Genomic DNA, 15,839 nt, shown 5'->3' with positions numbered 1-15,839 from the left:
AGCATGTATTCCACCAACTATCACCGCCCCTCGTCGGTCGAGGAAGCCGTCGCGCTGTTCGGCAAGGGCAGCGATCCGAAATATCTCGCCGGCGGCCACACGCTGCTGCCGGTGATGAAGCAGCGGCTCGCCGGGCCGAGCGACGTCATCGACATCGCCCGCATCCCGGGGTTGATCGGCATCGAGGCCAGTGCCGACGCGCTGACCATCAAGGCGGCGACCACCTATTACGACATCATGCACAATGCCGATGTGAAGCGCACGATTCCGGCGATCGCGTATCTCACCTCGGTGCTCGGCGATCCGGCCGTGCGCTATCGCGGCACGATCGGCGGCTCGGTCGCGACCAACGACCCGGCCGCGGACTATCCGGCCGCGGTGCTGGCGCTCAACGCCACGGTGAAGACCAACAAGCGCGAGATCCCGGCCGACCAGTTCTTCAACGGACTGTTCATGACCGCGCTCGAGGACAACGAGATCATCACGGCGATCTCGTTCCCGATCCCCGAGAAGGCCGGCTATGCCAAGATGCGCAATCCGGCGTCGCGCTTCGCGCTGACCGCGGTGTTCGTCGCCCGGCTGAAGTCCGGCGAGATCCGCGTCGCCGCCACCGGCGCATCGCAGAACGGCGTGATGCGGGTCGGCGTGATCGAGGACGCGCTGAAGGCGAACTGGTCGGCGGCGGCGCTGGACAATGTGAAGGTCTCCGACGACGGCCTGATGGCCGACATCCACGGCAGCTCGGACTATCGCGCCAATCTGATCCGCGTGATGGCGCAACGCGCGGTCGACGCCGCGGGCTGAGCTTCGAGGGCTGTCGCACCGGCGCCCTCTTCACCCTCCCCTGGAGGGGGAGGGTCGGGACGCAGCCCGCGGAAGCGGGGATGCGGGACGGGGTGGGGTGAGCCGCGGGCATTGCGGCTGAACTCTTCGCCACCCCACCCCGCTCGCTAACGCGAGCGACCCTCCCCCTCCAGGGGAGGGTGTCCTCGCAGCGGCCGTCAACGCGCGCACGAGATGGCCCTGCCGACCGATGTCCGCATCGGGCTGTCCACCTCGAGCTTTCCACGTCACGGCAAACGGCGCGCGCAAGGCGCGCCGTTTGGATTTGTGCGGCGCGGTCGCATGGGGTCATGCGGCGATGGGGCGAAAAGTCACTTGCCCGAAGACCGCCAGCCATGATGATTGACCGCAACCACAACCGCTCCGCGCGCTGCGGACAACAACAATGGACACCCAAGGTGCAAGACACAGCGACCGCCTCCAAGAAGCCGCAGACCTCCGGCCGCGCCAGCGGACCGCTCGCCGGCATCCGCATCGTCGAATTCGCCGGCATCGGCCCGGGGCCGTTCGGCGCGATGCTGCTGGCCGACATGGGCGCCGAAGTGATCACGCTGACGCGCGCCGGCCAGACGCCGCGCGGCGCCGCCGCCCGCGGCCGCAAGATCGTCGTAGTCGACCTCAAGGACAAGGCGTCGCTCGACGGCGTGCTGGCGCTGCTCGACAATGCCGACGCGCTGATCGAGGGCTATCGCCCCGGCGTGATGGAGCGGCTCGGCCTCGGCCCGGATGTGGTGCTCGGCCGCAATCCGAAGCTGGTCTACGGCCGCATGACCGGCTGGGGCCAGACCGGCCCGCTGGCGCAGGCCGCCGGCCACGACATCAACTACATCTCGATCACCGGCGCGCTGGCGGCGATCGGCCCGGCCGAGAAGCCGGTGCCGCCGCTCAATCTGGTCGGCGATTTCGGCGGCGGCTCGATGTATCTCGTCGTCGGGATGCTCGCCGCGCTGCTCGAGGCCAAGAGCTCCGGCAAGGGCCAGGTGGTCGACGCCGCGATGTGCGACGGCGCCGCCTCGCTGATCACGATGTTCTTCGACATGACCTCGGCCGGGCGCTGGCAGGAAGGCCGCGAGAGCAACATGCTCGACGGCGGCGCGCATTTCTACGGCGTGTACGAATGCAAGGACGGGCATTTCGTCTCGATCGGCTCGATCGAGCCGCAGTTCTACAAGCTGTTGCGCGAACTCGCCGGCCTGACCGATCCGCAATATGACGGCCAGATGGATCCGAAGAACTGGCCCGCCCTGAAAGAGAAGCTGACCGCGGTGTTCAAGACCAGGACGCGCGACGAATGGTGCCAACTGATGGAAGGCACCGACGTCTGCTTCGCCCCGGTGCTGACGATGGCGGAAGCGACGCAACATCCGCACATGGTGGCGCGCGAAGTGTTCATCACCCACGAGGGCCACACCCAGCCGGCGCCGGCGCCGCGGTTCTCCCGCACGCCGTCGTCGGTGCGCACGCCGCTGCAGGCGGATCTGGTAGGATTGGCGAAAGAATGGGGCGGGAAGTAACGCCCAACCGCCGTCATTGCGAGGAGCGAAAGCGACGAAGCAATCCAACGCCTCAGCCGGGGCATGGATTGCTTCGCTTCGCTCGCAATGACGCCTGAATGAGCCCTTCCGTCATTCCGGGGCGCGCGTAGCGCGAACCCGGAATCCATACTCCCGGTACTCGCGATGGGAGTTGAGGCCGCCACGCTCTTCCTGAACACCCGTGCAGGGGTTATGGATTCCGGGTTCGCTCACTACGTGAGCGCCCCGGAATGACGAACGAGAGTCGTGCGAGCGGAAAGAGCGTCAGCTCTTCGCCGCCAGAATCGTCCCCTCGACCTCGCCGAAACCGACGCGGTAGCCGTCGGCCTGGCACCAGCCGCGCATGATCAGCGAATCGCCGTCGTCGAGGAAGCCGCGGGTCTCGCCGCCGGGGAGCTGCACCGGTTCGGCGCCGTTCCAGCTCAGCTCCAGCAGGCTGCCGAGCTGATCCTTCGCCGGCCCCGAGACGGTGCCGGAGCCGAGCAGGTCGCCGACATTCATCGCGCAGCCGCTGGAGGCATGGTGCACCAGCTGCTGCACTGACGACCAGTACATGTATTTGAAATTCGTCGCGCTGATCCGCGCCGGCGCGTTCATGGCCGGCGTGCGCAGGTTCACTTCCAGCGCCATGTCGTAGTTGTTAGGCCCCTGCTGCTGCAGATAGGGCAGAGGCACAGGATCCTGCGTGGGCCCGTGAACCCGAAACGGCTCCAGCGCCTCGCGCGTCACGATCCACGGGCTGATCGAGGTGGCGAACGCTTTCGCCTGGAACGGCCCGAGCGGCACATACTCCCATTGCTGGATGTCGCGCGCGCTCCAGTCGTTCAACAGCGTGAAGCCGAAGATCATCTCCTCGGCCTGCTGTTCGGTCAGCGTCGTGCCCATCGCCGACGGCTGCCCGATCACGACGCCGATCTCCAGCTCGAAATCGAGCCGCTTGCACGGGCCGAAGCTCGGCAGCTCGGCGGATGGTGGCTTGAGCTGCCCGCGCGGACGATGGATCTGGGTGCCGCTGACCACGACGGTCGAGGCGCGGCCGTTGTAGCCGATCGGGATGTGCAGCCAGTTCGGCAGCAGCGGATTGGTCTTGTCGCGGAACATCGTGCCGACATTGGTGGCGTGTTCCTTCGACGAGTAGAAATCGGTGAAGCCTTCGACGCGCAGCGGCAGATGCAACTTCGCGTCACTCATCGGAACAAGCGCCCGCGCGCGCAGCGCGGCGTCGTCGCGCAGCTCGGGATTGTCGTGACGCAGCAACGCACTGATCCGCGCCCGTGTCGTGCTCCACATTGCGAGCCCGAGCGCCATGAAGGCGTTGATCGACGATTGCGCGAACACGCCGTCCGGCAGATCGAGCAGCTTGGCCGCCTGCAGCGCCGCGAGATCGAGCACGAAATCGCCGATCGCGACGCCGACACGCGGGGAAGGGTCGGACGCGGTCGAGATCACGCCGTAGGGAAGGTTCTGGATCGGAAAGTCCGATTCCGGTTTCACATCGACGAAGGAGCGCAGGCGCGGATCGTTGGGGTGCATGAAGGGTCCTGGGACGTTGGGCGGTTCTATCGGGTCGGCGGATGTACCCTCTCCCCGCGCGCGGGGAGAGGGTGGCGCGGCAAGCGCAGCTTGGCGCGCCGGGTGAGGGGGCGCCGGAGTTCAAACGCAAACGCCCCCTCACCCGCCCGGCTTCGCTGCGCTACGCCGGTCGACCTCTCCCCGCGCGCGGGGAGAGGTTAGCGGGTGCGCAGGCGCGAGGTGTGGTTGTCCAACATCACTCCGCATCCGGCTGCCGGCCCGGCTCGGCGGCGACGAAGGCGTCGAGTTTCATCGCTTCGGCTTCGATCTGGCGGATGCGTTCGAACGGGGCGAGGTCGGCGTCGAAGCGACGGGCGTTGAAGACCTGCGGCACGATGCACAGATCGGCCAGCGTCGGCTGATCTCCATAAGCAAACGGCCCCGGCGTCTGCGAAAGCCGCGCCTCGATCGCCACAAAACCCTGCTCGATCCATTGCTTCGACCAGCGCGCGCGCTCGATCTCGTCGATGCCGAGCTCGGTCAGCCGTTTCAGAATCCGCAGATTGCCGAGCGGATGGATGTCGCAGGCGACCGCGTAGGCCATTTCGCGGACGATCGCACGGGCCCTGGGATCTCTCGGCAGCAGCGGCGGCTCGGGATGGGTCTCGTCGAGATATTCGATGATCGCCAGCGATTGCGCGAGATCGAAATCGCCCTCGCGCCAAAACGGCACCGATCCGGCGGGATTGATCCAGCGGTAGGCTTCGAGATTCTGCTCGCCGTCGCGCAGATGCACGTAGCGCTGCGCGACGACGACGCCCTTCAGATTGAGCGCGATGCGCACCCGATAGGCCGCGGAGGACCGGAAGTAACCGTACAGCACCGCGGCGTCGTGATCAGCGGTCTTGGTCATGGCCGGCTCGGGTCGAAGCGCTTCTCCAGGCCGCGCCAGCAATCGGCGTAGTCGTCCTGCAGCGTGCCGGCGGTCGCGGCATATTCGGTGACGCGCTGCGGATAGCGGGTCTCGAACATGAAGGCCATCGTGCCGGTGAGTTTCACCGGCTTCAGCTCGCCGTTCGAGGCATGATCGAACGCCTCGCGATCCGGCCCGTGCGGCAGCATCATGTTGTGCAGCGACGCGCCGCCGGGGACGAAGCCCTGCGGCTTGGCGTCGTAGACGCCGCAGATCAACCCCATGAACTCCGACATGATATTCATGTGGTACCAGGGCGGCCGGAAGGTGTTTTCCGCCACCATCCAGCGCTCGGGGAAGATCACGAAGTCTATATTGGCGGTGCCGGCGGTTTCCGACGGCGACGTCAGCACGGTGAAGATCGACGGATCGGGATGATCGAAGCCGATCGCGCCGACCGGCGAGAAGGTGCGCAGATCGTATTTGTACGGCGCGTAGTTGCCATGCCACGCGACCACATCGATCGGCGAATGCGGCAGCGTGGTCTGCCACAGCGCCCCGCCCCATTTCACGAACAATTCGGTCGGCACGTCCCTGTCCTCATAGGCCGCCACCGGCGTCAGGAAATCGCGCGAATTGGCCAGGCAATTGGCGCCGATCGGGCCGCGCTCCGGCAGCGTGAAGGCGCCGCCGTAATTCTCACACAAATAGCCGCGCGCCGGGCCGTCGACCAGTTCGACGCGAAACTTGACGCCGCGCGGGATCACCGCGATTTCGGCGGGCTCGATGCTGATGACGCCGAATTCCGTGACCAGCCGCAGGCTGCCCTGCTGCGGCACGAACATCAATTCACCGTCGGCATTGTAGAAATGCTGATCGACCATCGATTGGGTGATCAGATACATATGCGTCGCCATGCCGGCCTGCGTATTCACATCGCCGGCGGTCGTCATCGTTCGCACGCCTTGCAGGAACGTCAGATCCTCCTGCGGCATCGACGGCGCGTCCCAGCGCAGCTGCGCGATCGGCATGTCGTATTCGAGACACGGCGCCGAGCGCCACAGGCCCATGTCCGCCTTGGTAAAGCGGCCGGAGTGCTTCACCGAGGGGCGGATGCGATACAGCCAGCTTCGCTCATTGGCGCCGCGCGGCGCGGTGAACGGCGAGCCTGATAATTGCTCGGCATAGAGGCCGTAAGCCGCGCGCTGCGGCGAGTTGCGGCCGATCGGCAGCGCGCCGGGGAGAGCTTCGGTTTCGAACGAATTGCCGAAGCCCGACATGTAGCCGGGCGTGACGCCCTGCGAACCGTGGCCAATGATCTGCGGTGCGGCGTTGATATTCATGTCATCCTCCAACACGTGGGTGCATGGCTGGGGAAAGCGGGTGGTTCGGATTATCCTTGCAGCGCGGCCCACATCTCGCGATCGCGCTCGGCGGTCCAGATCACCGGATCGTCGATGCCCGAGGCCTCGTCGAATGCGCGCGAGACGTTGAACGGCAGGCAGTGCTCGTAGATCGCGAAGCTCGCGAATTTCGGGTCCATCTTTTCGCGGGTCGCGTCCCAGGTCTCCTTGAGGCTGCGGCCGCGAGCGACCGAGATTTCGGCGGCGCCGTACAGCGTGCCGACGAAATCGCGCGTCATAGCGATCGCCTCGCGGGTGGTCTCCAGCCCCTTCAGCGCGTCACCGCGGCCGGGCGCGATCGCCTTGGGATTGAACTCGCGGATCTCGTTCAGCGTCATCGGCCATTCGCGCAGATAAGCGTCGCCGCAATAGCAAGCCGAGTGATATTCGACGAGGTCGCCGGTGAACATCACTTCGGCGTCCGGCACCCAGGCGACGATGTCGCCGGAGGTGTGGCCGGCGCCGAGCTGCATCAGCCGCACCTCGCGCTTGCCGAGATAGATCGACATCTCGCCGTCGAAGGTCAGCGTCGGCCAGGTCAGGCCGGGAATGCTCTCGGCGTCCTGGAACAGCCGCGGAAACCGGCCGTATTCGGAATCCCAATCCTGCTGGCCGCGTTCTTCGATCAGGCGATAAGTCTCCTGCGAGGCGACGATGCCTTCGGCCCCATAGGCCGAAGCGCCGAGCACGCGCACCGCGTGATAATGCGACAGCACGACGTATTTGATCGGCTTGTCGGTGACGGCGCGGACGCGCTCGATCACCTTGCCGGCCATCGCCGGCGTCGCCTGCGCGTCGAACACCAGGCAGCCGTCCTCGCCGACGATCACCGCCGAATTCGGATCGCCCTCCGCGGTGAAGGCGTAGAGATCGGGGCCGATCTCGGAGAACGTCACCTTCTTTTCGGCGAGGTCGGTGGTGGAAGCGAAGCCCTTGGCCATGTGGTGTCCTTGGTGTTGGTCAGTGTTGGTCAGTGTTGGTCTGATTGATGCGCCAGATTGATACGCGTTCGACGAAGTCTCTCAGGTCGTCATTCCGGGGCGCTCGCGCAGCGAGCGAACCCGGAATCCAGACGTGTTCTGCGACCGCTGCTCTCGCCCCGAACTTCGGGATTCCGGGTTCGCGCTGCGCGCGCCCCGGAATGACGAACTCGAGGGCTTTGGCTCGTCGTTCCCGATCATCAGCCTGATGAGTGGCGTCATTATCATGACGACGCCTGCGGCTGCTCATCCACCACGCTCCGCTTCGCCAGCGTCACCGCGTCGCGCAGCACAGCGAGATCGCCGATGTGATTGGCGAGAATCAGCACCAGCGCCGCGTCGAGCGCCGCGCTCTGCTCGTCGCTGATGCCGCGATGCGCCTCGACGATCAGCCGGTAGGCGGCGTCGGGATCGGCGAAATTGCTTTGGGTCGAGAGGGCGGCGGTCATTGCGCGGCCCTCCCCTTCAAGCGATCGTTGCTGCGCACGGCCTTCGCCCCGACCGCGGCGAGCTCCCTCGCCCCGCTCTTGCGGGGAGAGGGTTGGGGTGAGGGGCGACGCGGGCACGGAGTCTCGGCCTCGTCGAGACGCCCCCTCACCCGACCGGCTTCGCTGCGCTTCGCCGGTCGACCTCTCCCCGCACGCGGGGAGAGGTTCGGTTGTGCCTGCGGTGAGAGGCTCCGCCCCAAGCGCTGCGATGCTCGTTCGAAGCTCTGAGTCTCGACAGACATCATCGCCGCGCCCTCATCGCCCGCTTGCCCGCGCCAGCGCCGCATGGATTGTAGCTGTCGTCGGATGCCGGAACCGCGCGGCGACGTAGCCGTCGGGGCGGAGCAGATAGGCCGAGCCCGGGGTGGCGTCGTAGCGTTTGGCGAACACGCCTTCGGCGTCCTGCAGCGGCGAGTCCTTGCCGATGCGCAGGCTGCGCACACCTTGCGGCACCGGCGCGGCAACACCATTGGCGCTCTCGAGCAGCACGAAGTCGCAGCCGGCGGATTTGAACGCCTCGGTGAGGAACATCGGCGCGCCATCCGCCGCCAGCGGCGCATCGAGCATCGCCGCGCCGGGCTTCGGCCCCGCGCCCCAGGCATCGGCATCGGGCGTCGACAGCGGACTGTCGTAGACGGTCGGCGTCGACAGCCGGCCGGCATTGACCATGCGCTTGGCGAAGTCGACCTCCTTGGCGAGCGCCAGCGCGGCATCGCGCAGCCGGCGCTCCTGCTGCGAATGCGGCGCGATGAAATCGGTCGAGCGGGTCGAATGGCGGATGTTGTCGTCGGCGGCCTGGCCGCGTTCGATTTCATAAGAGTCGAGCAGGCTCGCGGGCGCCTCGCCGCGCAGCACCAGCGCGAGTTTCCAGGCAAGGTTCTCGCCATCCTCGAGCCCGGAATTGGCGCCGCGCGCACCGAAGGGCGAGACCTGATGCGCGGAATCGCCGGCGAAGATCACCCGCTCGTGCAGGAAGCGCTGCATCCGCCGGCACTGGAACTTGTAGACCGAGATCCACTCGAAGGAGAAATCGCCGTGGCCGAGCATCCGCTCGATCCGCGGCCGGACATTCTCGGGCAATCGCTCGACCGCCGCGTCGGCCTCGGCGCCGATCTGCAGATCGATGCGCCACACATCGTCGGGCTGGCGATGCAGCAGCGCCGACTGCCCGGCATGGAACGGCGGATCGAACCAGAACCAGCGCTCGGTGGGGAATTCCGCCGTCATCTTGACGTCGGCGATCAGGAACTGATCCTCGAACACTTCACCTTCGAACTCCGCGCCGACCAGGCCGCGCAACGCCGAGCGCGCGCCGTCGCAGGCCACCACGTAGTCCGCCGCCAACCGATACGGCCCGTCCGGCGTCTCGATCGTCAGCACCGCGTGGTCGTTGTGCTGCGCCAGCGCGATCACCTTGTTGCGCCAGCGCAGATCGATCTGCGGCAGTTCCTGCACGCGGTCGACCAGGAAGGCTTCGGCGTAATATTGCTGCAGATTGATGAAGGCCGGCATCTTGTGGCCGGTCTCGGGCAGCAGGTCGAAGCGATACACCATCTCGTCGCGGCGGAAGATCTTGCCGACCTGCCAGACCACGCCCTTCTCGACCATGCGGCTGCCGACGCCGAGCCGGTCCCACACTTCCAGCGCGCGCTTGGAGAAACAGATCGCGCGCGAGCCCTCGCCGATCCGGTCGGCGTCGTCGAGCAGTACGACGCGCTGGCCGCGCTGCGCCAGATCGATCGCCAGCGACAGCCCGACAGGGCCGGCGCCGACGATCACCACGGGATGGCGCGCCGGCTCGCGCCCACCATCCGGGGCTGCGCGGTCCTGATCGGGGTGGCGGCGATAACCGAACTGGAAACTCTCGCGGGCGGGCATGGCCTCAGCCCGCTCGGCCCATGCGGGACGGCAAAACGCTGGTCAAGGCTTCCTCCTGCATGATAGTTTCATTTGCAACCATCTAAGCCGGCCTCGCCCCGCCGCGCAACCCGAGCCGGAGATTTTTTTGAGCAAGCTCGATCTGTTTTCCTTCGTGCCGTTTCAGCTCAACCGGCTGGCCGCCGAAGTCAGCGCGGCGCTGGCCGGCGAATATCAGCAGCGCTACGGGCTGGATATTCCGGGCTGGCGGATCCTCGCCACGCTCGGCTTTCGCGACGACGCCTGCACCGCACAGTTCATTTCGCAATGCACAAGGACGCACAAATCGACCATCAGCCGCGCCGTGACGGCGCTGCTGGAGCGCGAATTGATCGAGCGGGTCGAGAACGAGGATGATCGCCGCGAATTCCGGCTGCGGCTGACCGCCAAGGGCCGCGCGCTGTATCACGAGCTGGTGCCGCGGCTGAAGCGCAAGGAACAGGAGATCCTGTCGTGCCTATCTGCGCGCGAGCGTACCGACCTAGCGGCGGCGCTCGGCAAGATCGAGCGGCACCTCGATCTGATCCAGGCCAGCCATGATCAGGACCAGCCGGCGGCGATCAAGCCGCGGCTGTCGGCCGGGTGAGACGCGACCGCCCGTTTCACGCGACGCGCCGGCGGTGACCAAACGCGAAAGGCCCCGGCTTGCGCCGGGGCCTTGTTCGGCCGGGATGCCCGGAAAGCAGGGCTCAGTATTTCGCGACCAGCGTGGTCGGCGCGAAGCGATAGTTCACACCGACGGTCGAGATGAAGCCGTTCTGCTTGACGTCGATCGTCGAGGTCGGCAGCACGTAGCGCTCGCGGCCCATGTCGAAATAATTGGTCTCGGTCCGCACCGTCCAGTTCTTGCTGAGCGCGAATTCCGAGCCGATGCCGATGGTCCAGCCGGCGCGGCTGCGGCTGGCGTTCTCGCCGCAACCCGCGAGGCCGAGCGGGTTGAACGGTCCGGTGTTGCAGGTCGTGGTGACCTTCAGGTCGCCGAAGGCACCGCCGCCGCGGACGTACCACAGCGAGCGATCCCAGAACGCATAGCCGAGCTTGGCGGTCGCGGTTCCCATCCAGCTGACATTGGTCTCGCAGGTGAAGAACACGCTGGACGGGCACGGCCGCGCGCCGTTGGCGTTGGTCGCATTGAGCGCGCCCTCGACGCCCACCACCCATTTGCCGAACTGATAGTCGTAGCCGATCTGGCCGCCGCCGATGGCGCCGGCGAAGCGCGGGTCGGTGGTGGTGCCGCCGGGCTGGAACGTCCAGTCGGTGCGGCCGTTCAGCACGCCGAAGCTGCCGCCGACGAAGAAGCCGGTCCAGTTGTAGGCCGAGTGAACCAGAATCGGCGCCTTCGCCGCCTTGGTGTAGAGCGGAGCCGCGGCCACCGCCTCGGGGGCGAATTGATAGCGCACGCCGCCGTTGAAGCTGTAGCCGTCGATGTTCTCGCCGGCGCGATAGTCGGCGCGGATGTAGCCGAGCAGGCCGGTGTTGACGAGTTGACCGGCGACGCCGATGCCGAACTGGCCGTAAGTGCCGAGGTTGGAACTGGAGATGTTGCCGGTCGCCGACGGAAGACCGGTGGCCGCCGACGCCGCCGCGCCGTTGAACGACGAGGTCACCGCGCCCCTGAATTCGTGATACACACTGGCGATCGCGAAGGGCTGCCAGATCATGTTGCCCGAGGCGATGCTGGTGCCGCCGCGCAGGCTGAAGCGACCGAGCGTGCTGTTGATGTCGTCGACCTGCAATTGGCCGGGGAAGGTCACGCCCGGGGTGAAGCTCGCGGGCAGCACCAGCGAACCGGTGACGTTGAGCGGATCGACCTTGACCTTCGACACCACCACGCCGGCCGACGGCTCGATGAACCAGTTGTTCTGCAGCGCGTGATTGTAGCCGACATTGCCGGTGAAGGAGAGGCCGCGGGCATCCAGCTTCTGGCCGAAAATGCCGCCGACGATCGGGTCGCTCAGCGAGTTCTGGTAGTAGTCGAGGCGGACCTGGCCGTCGGCGAAGAAGCCGCCTTTGGTCATGGCGACATAGACGCCCGCGAACGGAACCTGCAGCGTGTCCTCGAAGGTGCCGCCGAGCGGATTGAGCACCCCGGCCGACGATTTGTCGCGCGACTTGGCGCCGATATAGCCCACCGTCGAGCCGAGATGCAGGTTCCAGCCGTTGTAGTTCAGGACCGAGGTATCGGCCCCGACCTGGACGCCGGCGAAGCTGAGCTTGTTCTCGTTGTCGCAGGTCACGGTGCCGGGCAGGCCGACGCCTCCGACTGCGACGTTGGTGGTGGTGCTGGTCGATTTGGTGGTGACCTCACCGCCGATCGCGCGGGTCCAGACCCCGCCGCCTTCCTGATTCGGCCGCGGACTCGCCGGCGCGCTGACGAAGGCGGTCGACTGGGTGAGAAACGCGGTGTTCGCCGTGTTGATCGCCGAGACCAGCGAGTTCACCGCGCCACCGGCGGCGAATGGAAGAACCGATGACGGGTTGAAGCCCGGTACCAGACCCGGAACGAAACTGCCGGTGCCGGTACACGCCGCAACGGCGCCGGTGGAAACCGAGGTCGCCATCGCGAAGGCGAAGCCAGCCAGAATTCGTGTCCGAGCCTTCTGCATAACTATCGACCCCCATCGACAACGTGCATTTCAGCGGAACCCCGTCGCCGAGTCGGCCGGGATGTTTCGTATTATTTCTAAGTCACGGGAATCGGCGCGAGCAAGCACGAGGGCCCGCAGAGCGGGTGTACAACCCGACAATTCAACTCCATGTGCTATTGCGGCAACATCTGTGATGTCGATTACTATTCACGCAGGTAGCTCAATCCGGACTGATCAGTTGGTCGGCGCCGCATTGGTAGCAGTTCGGCCCGACGCGCCGGTCGACCTGATTCGCCGAAGCACTAAATTTCTGAATCGCTTGAACAATCAGCATCCGCCCGGCGACCAAGATCGAGAGGGATTCCGCGCCCGCCCTGCTCACTATTGCTCACACCGGACGCCTCTCACGACGGACCTGAGTGACCTATGTCACAGCGAAGCGCAGCACTTGGGCGCCATCCTAATTCCCATGAGGACCGAGCCCGCCGCTGAGCGGCCTCGGCCAGATGGAGCGAAACATGATGATTCGGCAGATCAAATTCAGCCTGGCGCTGGCCGCCGTCGTTCTGGTGGGCGGCTCTGGTATCAGCATGACCGCGGCGGAGGCCGGCGAGGTGTCCTCGCAGCAGATTCGCGATCAGCTCAAGACCTCCAAGACCCGCAGCCTGAGCGGAACCCGCGCCGCAATGAGTCCGGACGATCTGGCGACGATCAAGCGGGTCAGCCGGACCCGGTCGCTGTCGGCCGGCGACCGCGAGCAGATCGCAGCGATTGCCGCCAAGCGCCCGACGATCGATCTCGAGATCAATTTCGACTACAACTCCGCGACCTTGTCGCCGCGGGCCGAACCGCAATTGAAGAGCCTCGGCGACGCCCTGACCAGCAGCGACCTGAAGAATTCGATCGTCATGCTGGCCGGCCATACCGACGCCAAAGGCGGCGACGATTACAATCAGAGCCTGTCGGAACGGCGGGCCGAGGCCGTCAAGCGCTACCTGATCGAGCGCTATCGGATCCAGCCGGACAATCTGGTCGCCGTCGGCTACGGCGAGAAGCAGCTCAAGAGCTCGGCCGAGCCGCTCGCCGCGGAGAACCGCCGCGTCCAGATCGTCAACATGGCCGAGCACGACGAGGCGGCGAAGTAACCTCGTGCCGCGACTGATCGGTCCCGGCGCCGGTGATTGATCGGGCGCTGGGTTGAAGATAGGATCATGGCGATCGTCGATGTCGTTCTTGAAGCTATTGTCTTGAAGCTATGAATGTGGGTCGCGCTGATCGCGTCACATTCGCAGCGAACCGCGCTCGAGCTGCGTTACGATCGAGGTGCGTCGGAGTCGACGTACATCACAGATAACTCACTTAACGTTCCGTCCCGAATCCATGGGGATCTGCCCGGCGAGGAGCCGCACCCAGGAAGCGACATGATCGAGCGTCTTGGTCCGATTGCGACGACGATTGGCGCAGCCATCCTGGCGATGGCGGTGTCGTGCGGCGTTGCGCTGGCCGACGCCAAACGTGTCGCGATGGTGGTCGGCAACTCGCTGTATCAGAGCGTCCCGCAGCTTCCCAACCCGTCGCGCGACGCCGACGCCGTCGCGCGGATGTTCAAGGATTCCGGCTTCGACGTCACCCGGGTGATCAACGCCGGCAACCTCGATTTCAAGCGCGCGATCCGCAAATTCGAGACCGATGCCGACCAGGCCGACGTCGCCGTGATCTACTACGCCGGCCACGGCATCGAGATCAGCGGAACCAACTATCTGATCCCGATCGACGCCCGGCTGGCCAGCGACCGCGACGCCGAGGACGAGGCGATACCGCTCGAGCGCCTGGTGTCGTCCGCCGACGGCGCGCAGAAGCTGCGGGTGGTGATCCTCGACGCCTGTCGCGACAACCCGTTCACGGTGCGGATGCGGCGCGAAAGGAAGGTGGCGAGCCGCAACGTCGTGTCCGGCCTCGGCAAGGTCGAACCGACCAGCACCGATACGCTGATCGCCTATGCGGCGAAGGCCGGCTCCACCGCGGAAGACGGGACCGGCGATCACAGCCCGTTCACGACCGCCATCCTGAAGAACCTCACCGTGCCCGGGCTCGACATCCGGCTCGCCTTCGGCCGGGTCCGCGACGAGGTGATGAAGGCCACCGGCAACAAGCAGGAGCCGTTCGTGTACGGCTCGCTCGGCGGCGGCAACGTGTCGCTGGTGCCGGCGCCGGCAGTGACGCAGGAGGCGACCGCCAGCGACGTCAAGGCCGACTACGATCTGGTCGCCAGGATCGGCTCGCGCCGCGCCTGGGAGGTGTTCCTCGCCACTTACAAGACCGGCTTCTATGCCGATCTGGCCCGCGCCCAGATCGCGAGTCTGACCGATCAGGTCCCGAGCGGCGAGCCCCCGTCGGCGGCAGGCCAGATCACGACCGCGGCGGTCGATCCCGGCACGCCGGCGCCGGGGCGCGAAGTGAGTTCCCGGGAGGCGCTGGACTGGGATCGCGTCAAGGACAGCAACGACATTGCGGCGCTGCAGAAATTCATCAAGCGATATCCGGATTCGCCGCGGTCGATCGCCGCGCAGAGCCGCGTCGAATTGCTGCAGCAGATCGCCCGCGAGCGGGAGCAGCGCGCCCGCGCCGAGCGCGAGGCCGCGGCGCGGGCGGCGGAACTGGCGAAGCTCCAGGCCGCGCAGAAAAAGGCCGAGGAAGCCGCCACGCGCCAGCGCGAGCAGGACGAACGCCGCGCCCAGAAAGCCGAGGCCGAGGCCAAAGCCAAGGCGGAGGACGCCGAGCGCAAGGCGGCCGAAGCCAAGCGCAAGGCCGACGAGGCCGACCGTCAGAAGTCCGCCCAGGAAGCCGCGGCGCTGCGCGCGGAAAGTGAAAAGCGCGCCAGGCAGGCCGAGGACGAGCGGCGCAAGGCCGCGGAGGCGGCCATTCAGGAGACCGTCTGCAAGGATCAGCAGGCCCAATTCGACGCGCTCAACAGCAAGAGCGACGCGCCCTCGGCGCTCGACGATATGAAGGTGTTGGCCAAATCGATCACCTGCAGCCGGCTGCAGCCGATGGTCGCCATGGCGATCGACCGGCTGAAGCTCGAAGCCGACAAGCGCGCCGCCGCGATGCCGAACTCGCCGCAACTCGTTCGCTCCGCGCAGACCGAACTGGCGCGGATCGGCTGCCTGACCGACAAGCCGAACGGCGTGCTCGGCGACCCGACCAGGACGGCGCTGGGGCGCTATTTGAGCATCAAGGGACAATCATCGAGCGATCTCAGCGTGACAGAGGCGCTGGTGGCGGACCTCGGCAAGCAATCGGGCCGGGTGTGCCCGCTGGTGTGCAAAGCGGGCGAGATCGCCAAGGGCGATGCTTGTATCGCGAGCGAGAAGCGCGACGAGCCGAAAGCGGCGGCGCGCCGCCAGCGCGACGACGAAGACGACCGCGCGGCGCGGCGCAAGCCGGCCCGCCGCGAAGCGCAACAGGAGCGTCGTCAGTCGCGGCCCGAACCGCGCGCCCGGCAGCAGGCGACGTCGCGGCCGAGCGGCGGCGCCGCCGCGATGATCGGCGTCGGCTTCTGAGCGCGGGTCGACCGAACTGATCGATCCGGCAGCAGCGCCGGACGAGGCCAGCAGATCCGGCACCGTCGATGCCGGACGGGCGTGAAAGAGGTGATCG

The 15,839-nt window shown here is 66.5% G+C and carries 12 protein-coding genes; 5 read left to right on the top strand and 7 right to left on the bottom strand.

Features of this window, described 5'->3' with window-relative positions:
- Positions 1-3 precede the first annotated feature (3 nt).
- Together RPB_RS04620 and RPB_RS04615 are read left to right on the top strand one after the other, a co-directional pair.
- Positions 4-804, top strand: a complete 801-nt coding sequence (locus RPB_RS04620; protein WP_011439811.1) for an FAD binding domain-containing protein — start codon at positions 4-6, stop codon at positions 802-804.
- A gap of 437 nt (positions 805-1,241) precedes the next feature.
- Positions 1,242-2,357: a CaiB/BaiF CoA transferase family protein gene (locus RPB_RS04615; RefSeq protein WP_011439810.1), complete on the top strand. Its 1,116-nt coding sequence runs from the start codon at positions 1,242-1,244 to the stop codon at positions 2,355-2,357.
- A gap of 285 nt (positions 2,358-2,642) precedes the next feature.
- Here the strand turns inward: RPB_RS04615 and fahA are convergent, their stop codons facing one another.
- The 6 genes from fahA to RPB_RS04585 form a co-directional block, all read right to left on the bottom strand.
- A complete protein-coding gene (gene fahA / locus RPB_RS04610; RefSeq protein ID WP_011439809.1) occupies positions 2,643-3,911 on the bottom strand; it encodes a fumarylacetoacetase in 1,269 nt (422 codons plus the stop codon).
- Positions 3,912-4,146: 235 nt separating this feature from the next.
- A complete protein-coding gene (gene maiA / locus RPB_RS04605) occupies positions 4,147-4,803 on the bottom strand; it encodes a maleylacetoacetate isomerase (protein WP_011439808.1) in 657 nt (218 codons plus the stop codon).
- Entirely contained in the window at positions 4,800-6,146 is a 1,347-nt protein-coding gene (hmgA, locus tag RPB_RS04600) for a homogentisate 1,2-dioxygenase (RefSeq protein WP_011439807.1), read from the bottom strand. The genes maiA and hmgA overlap by 4 nt, the downstream gene beginning before the upstream one ends.
- A 50-nt stretch (positions 6,147-6,196) precedes the next feature.
- A complete protein-coding gene (locus RPB_RS04595) occupies positions 6,197-7,147 on the bottom strand; it encodes an MBL fold metallo-hydrolase (protein ID WP_011439806.1) in 951 nt (316 codons plus the stop codon).
- Positions 7,148-7,410: 263 nt separating this feature from the next.
- The gene (locus RPB_RS04590; protein WP_011439804.1) at positions 7,411-7,635 is read right to left on the bottom strand and encodes a DUF2783 domain-containing protein; all 225 of its coding nucleotides are present in this window, start codon (positions 7,633-7,635) and stop codon (positions 7,411-7,413) included.
- A 294-nt stretch (positions 7,636-7,929) separates the two neighbouring features.
- On the bottom strand, positions 7,930-9,552 hold the full coding sequence (locus RPB_RS04585; protein WP_011439803.1) for an FAD-dependent oxidoreductase: 1,623 nt from the start codon (positions 9,550-9,552) through the stop codon (positions 7,930-7,932).
- A gap of 127 nt (positions 9,553-9,679) precedes the next feature.
- Between RPB_RS04585 and RPB_RS04580 the strand changes: the two genes are divergently transcribed.
- Positions 9,680-10,177: a MarR family winged helix-turn-helix transcriptional regulator gene (locus RPB_RS04580; protein WP_011439802.1), complete on the top strand. Its 498-nt coding sequence runs from the start codon at positions 9,680-9,682 to the stop codon at positions 10,175-10,177.
- A gap of 103 nt (positions 10,178-10,280) precedes the next feature.
- Here the strand turns inward: RPB_RS04580 and RPB_RS04575 are convergent, their stop codons facing one another.
- On the bottom strand, positions 10,281-12,197 hold the full coding sequence (locus tag RPB_RS04575) for an autotransporter outer membrane beta-barrel domain-containing protein (protein ID WP_011439801.1): 1,917 nt from the start codon (positions 12,195-12,197) through the stop codon (positions 10,281-10,283).
- 500 nt (positions 12,198-12,697) lie between these two features.
- Here RPB_RS04575 and RPB_RS04570 point away from each other — a divergent pair, with 500 nt between their 5' ends.
- The gene (locus tag RPB_RS04570; protein WP_011439800.1) at positions 12,698-13,324 is read left to right on the top strand and encodes an OmpA family protein; all 627 of its coding nucleotides are present in this window, start codon (positions 12,698-12,700) and stop codon (positions 13,322-13,324) included.
- Positions 13,325-13,600: 276 nt separating this feature from the next.
- Complete coding sequence (locus RPB_RS04565; RefSeq protein ID WP_011439799.1) at positions 13,601-15,742, top strand: caspase family protein; 2,142 nt, start codon at positions 13,601-13,603, stop codon at positions 15,740-15,742.
- Positions 15,743-15,839 lie beyond the last annotated feature (97 nt).

Origin of the sequence: Rhodopseudomonas palustris HaA2 (assembly GCF_000013365.1) — a bacterium.
Lineage (GTDB): Bacteria > Pseudomonadota > Alphaproteobacteria > Rhizobiales > Xanthobacteraceae > Rhodopseudomonas > Rhodopseudomonas palustris_J.
This window is presented reverse-complemented; position numbering and strand designations above follow the sequence as displayed.

Bases quoted from the DNA above. Each gene is read 5' to 3' on its own strand.
- RPB_RS04620 (WP_011439811.1), top strand. From the start codon at position 4: ATGTATTCCACCAACTATCACCGCCCCTCGTCGGTCGAGGAAGCCGTC.
- fahA (WP_011439809.1), bottom strand. From the start codon at position 3,911: ATGCACCCCAACGATCCGCGCCTGCGCTCCTTCGTCGATGTGAAACCG.
- maiA (WP_011439808.1), bottom strand. From the start codon at position 4,803: ATGACCAAGACCGCTGATCACGACGCCGCGGTGCTGTACGGTTACTTC.
- hmgA (WP_011439807.1), bottom strand. From the start codon at position 6,146: ATGAATATCAACGCCGCACCGCAGATCATTGGCCACGGTTCGCAGGGC.
- RPB_RS04595 (WP_011439806.1), bottom strand. From the start codon at position 7,147: ATGGCCAAGGGCTTCGCTTCCACCACCGACCTCGCCGAAAAGAAGGTG.
- RPB_RS04590 (WP_011439804.1), bottom strand. From the start codon at position 7,635: ATGACCGCCGCCCTCTCGACCCAAAGCAATTTCGCCGATCCCGACGCC.
- RPB_RS04585 (WP_011439803.1), bottom strand. From the start codon at position 9,552: ATGCCCGCCCGCGAGAGTTTCCAGTTCGGTTATCGCCGCCACCCCGAT.
- RPB_RS04575 (WP_011439801.1), bottom strand. From the start codon at position 12,197: ATGCAGAAGGCTCGGACACGAATTCTGGCTGGCTTCGCCTTCGCGATG.
- RPB_RS04570 (WP_011439800.1), top strand. From the start codon at position 12,698: ATGATGATTCGGCAGATCAAATTCAGCCTGGCGCTGGCCGCCGTCGTT.
- RPB_RS04565 (WP_011439799.1), top strand. From the start codon at position 13,601: ATGATCGAGCGTCTTGGTCCGATTGCGACGACGATTGGCGCAGCCATC.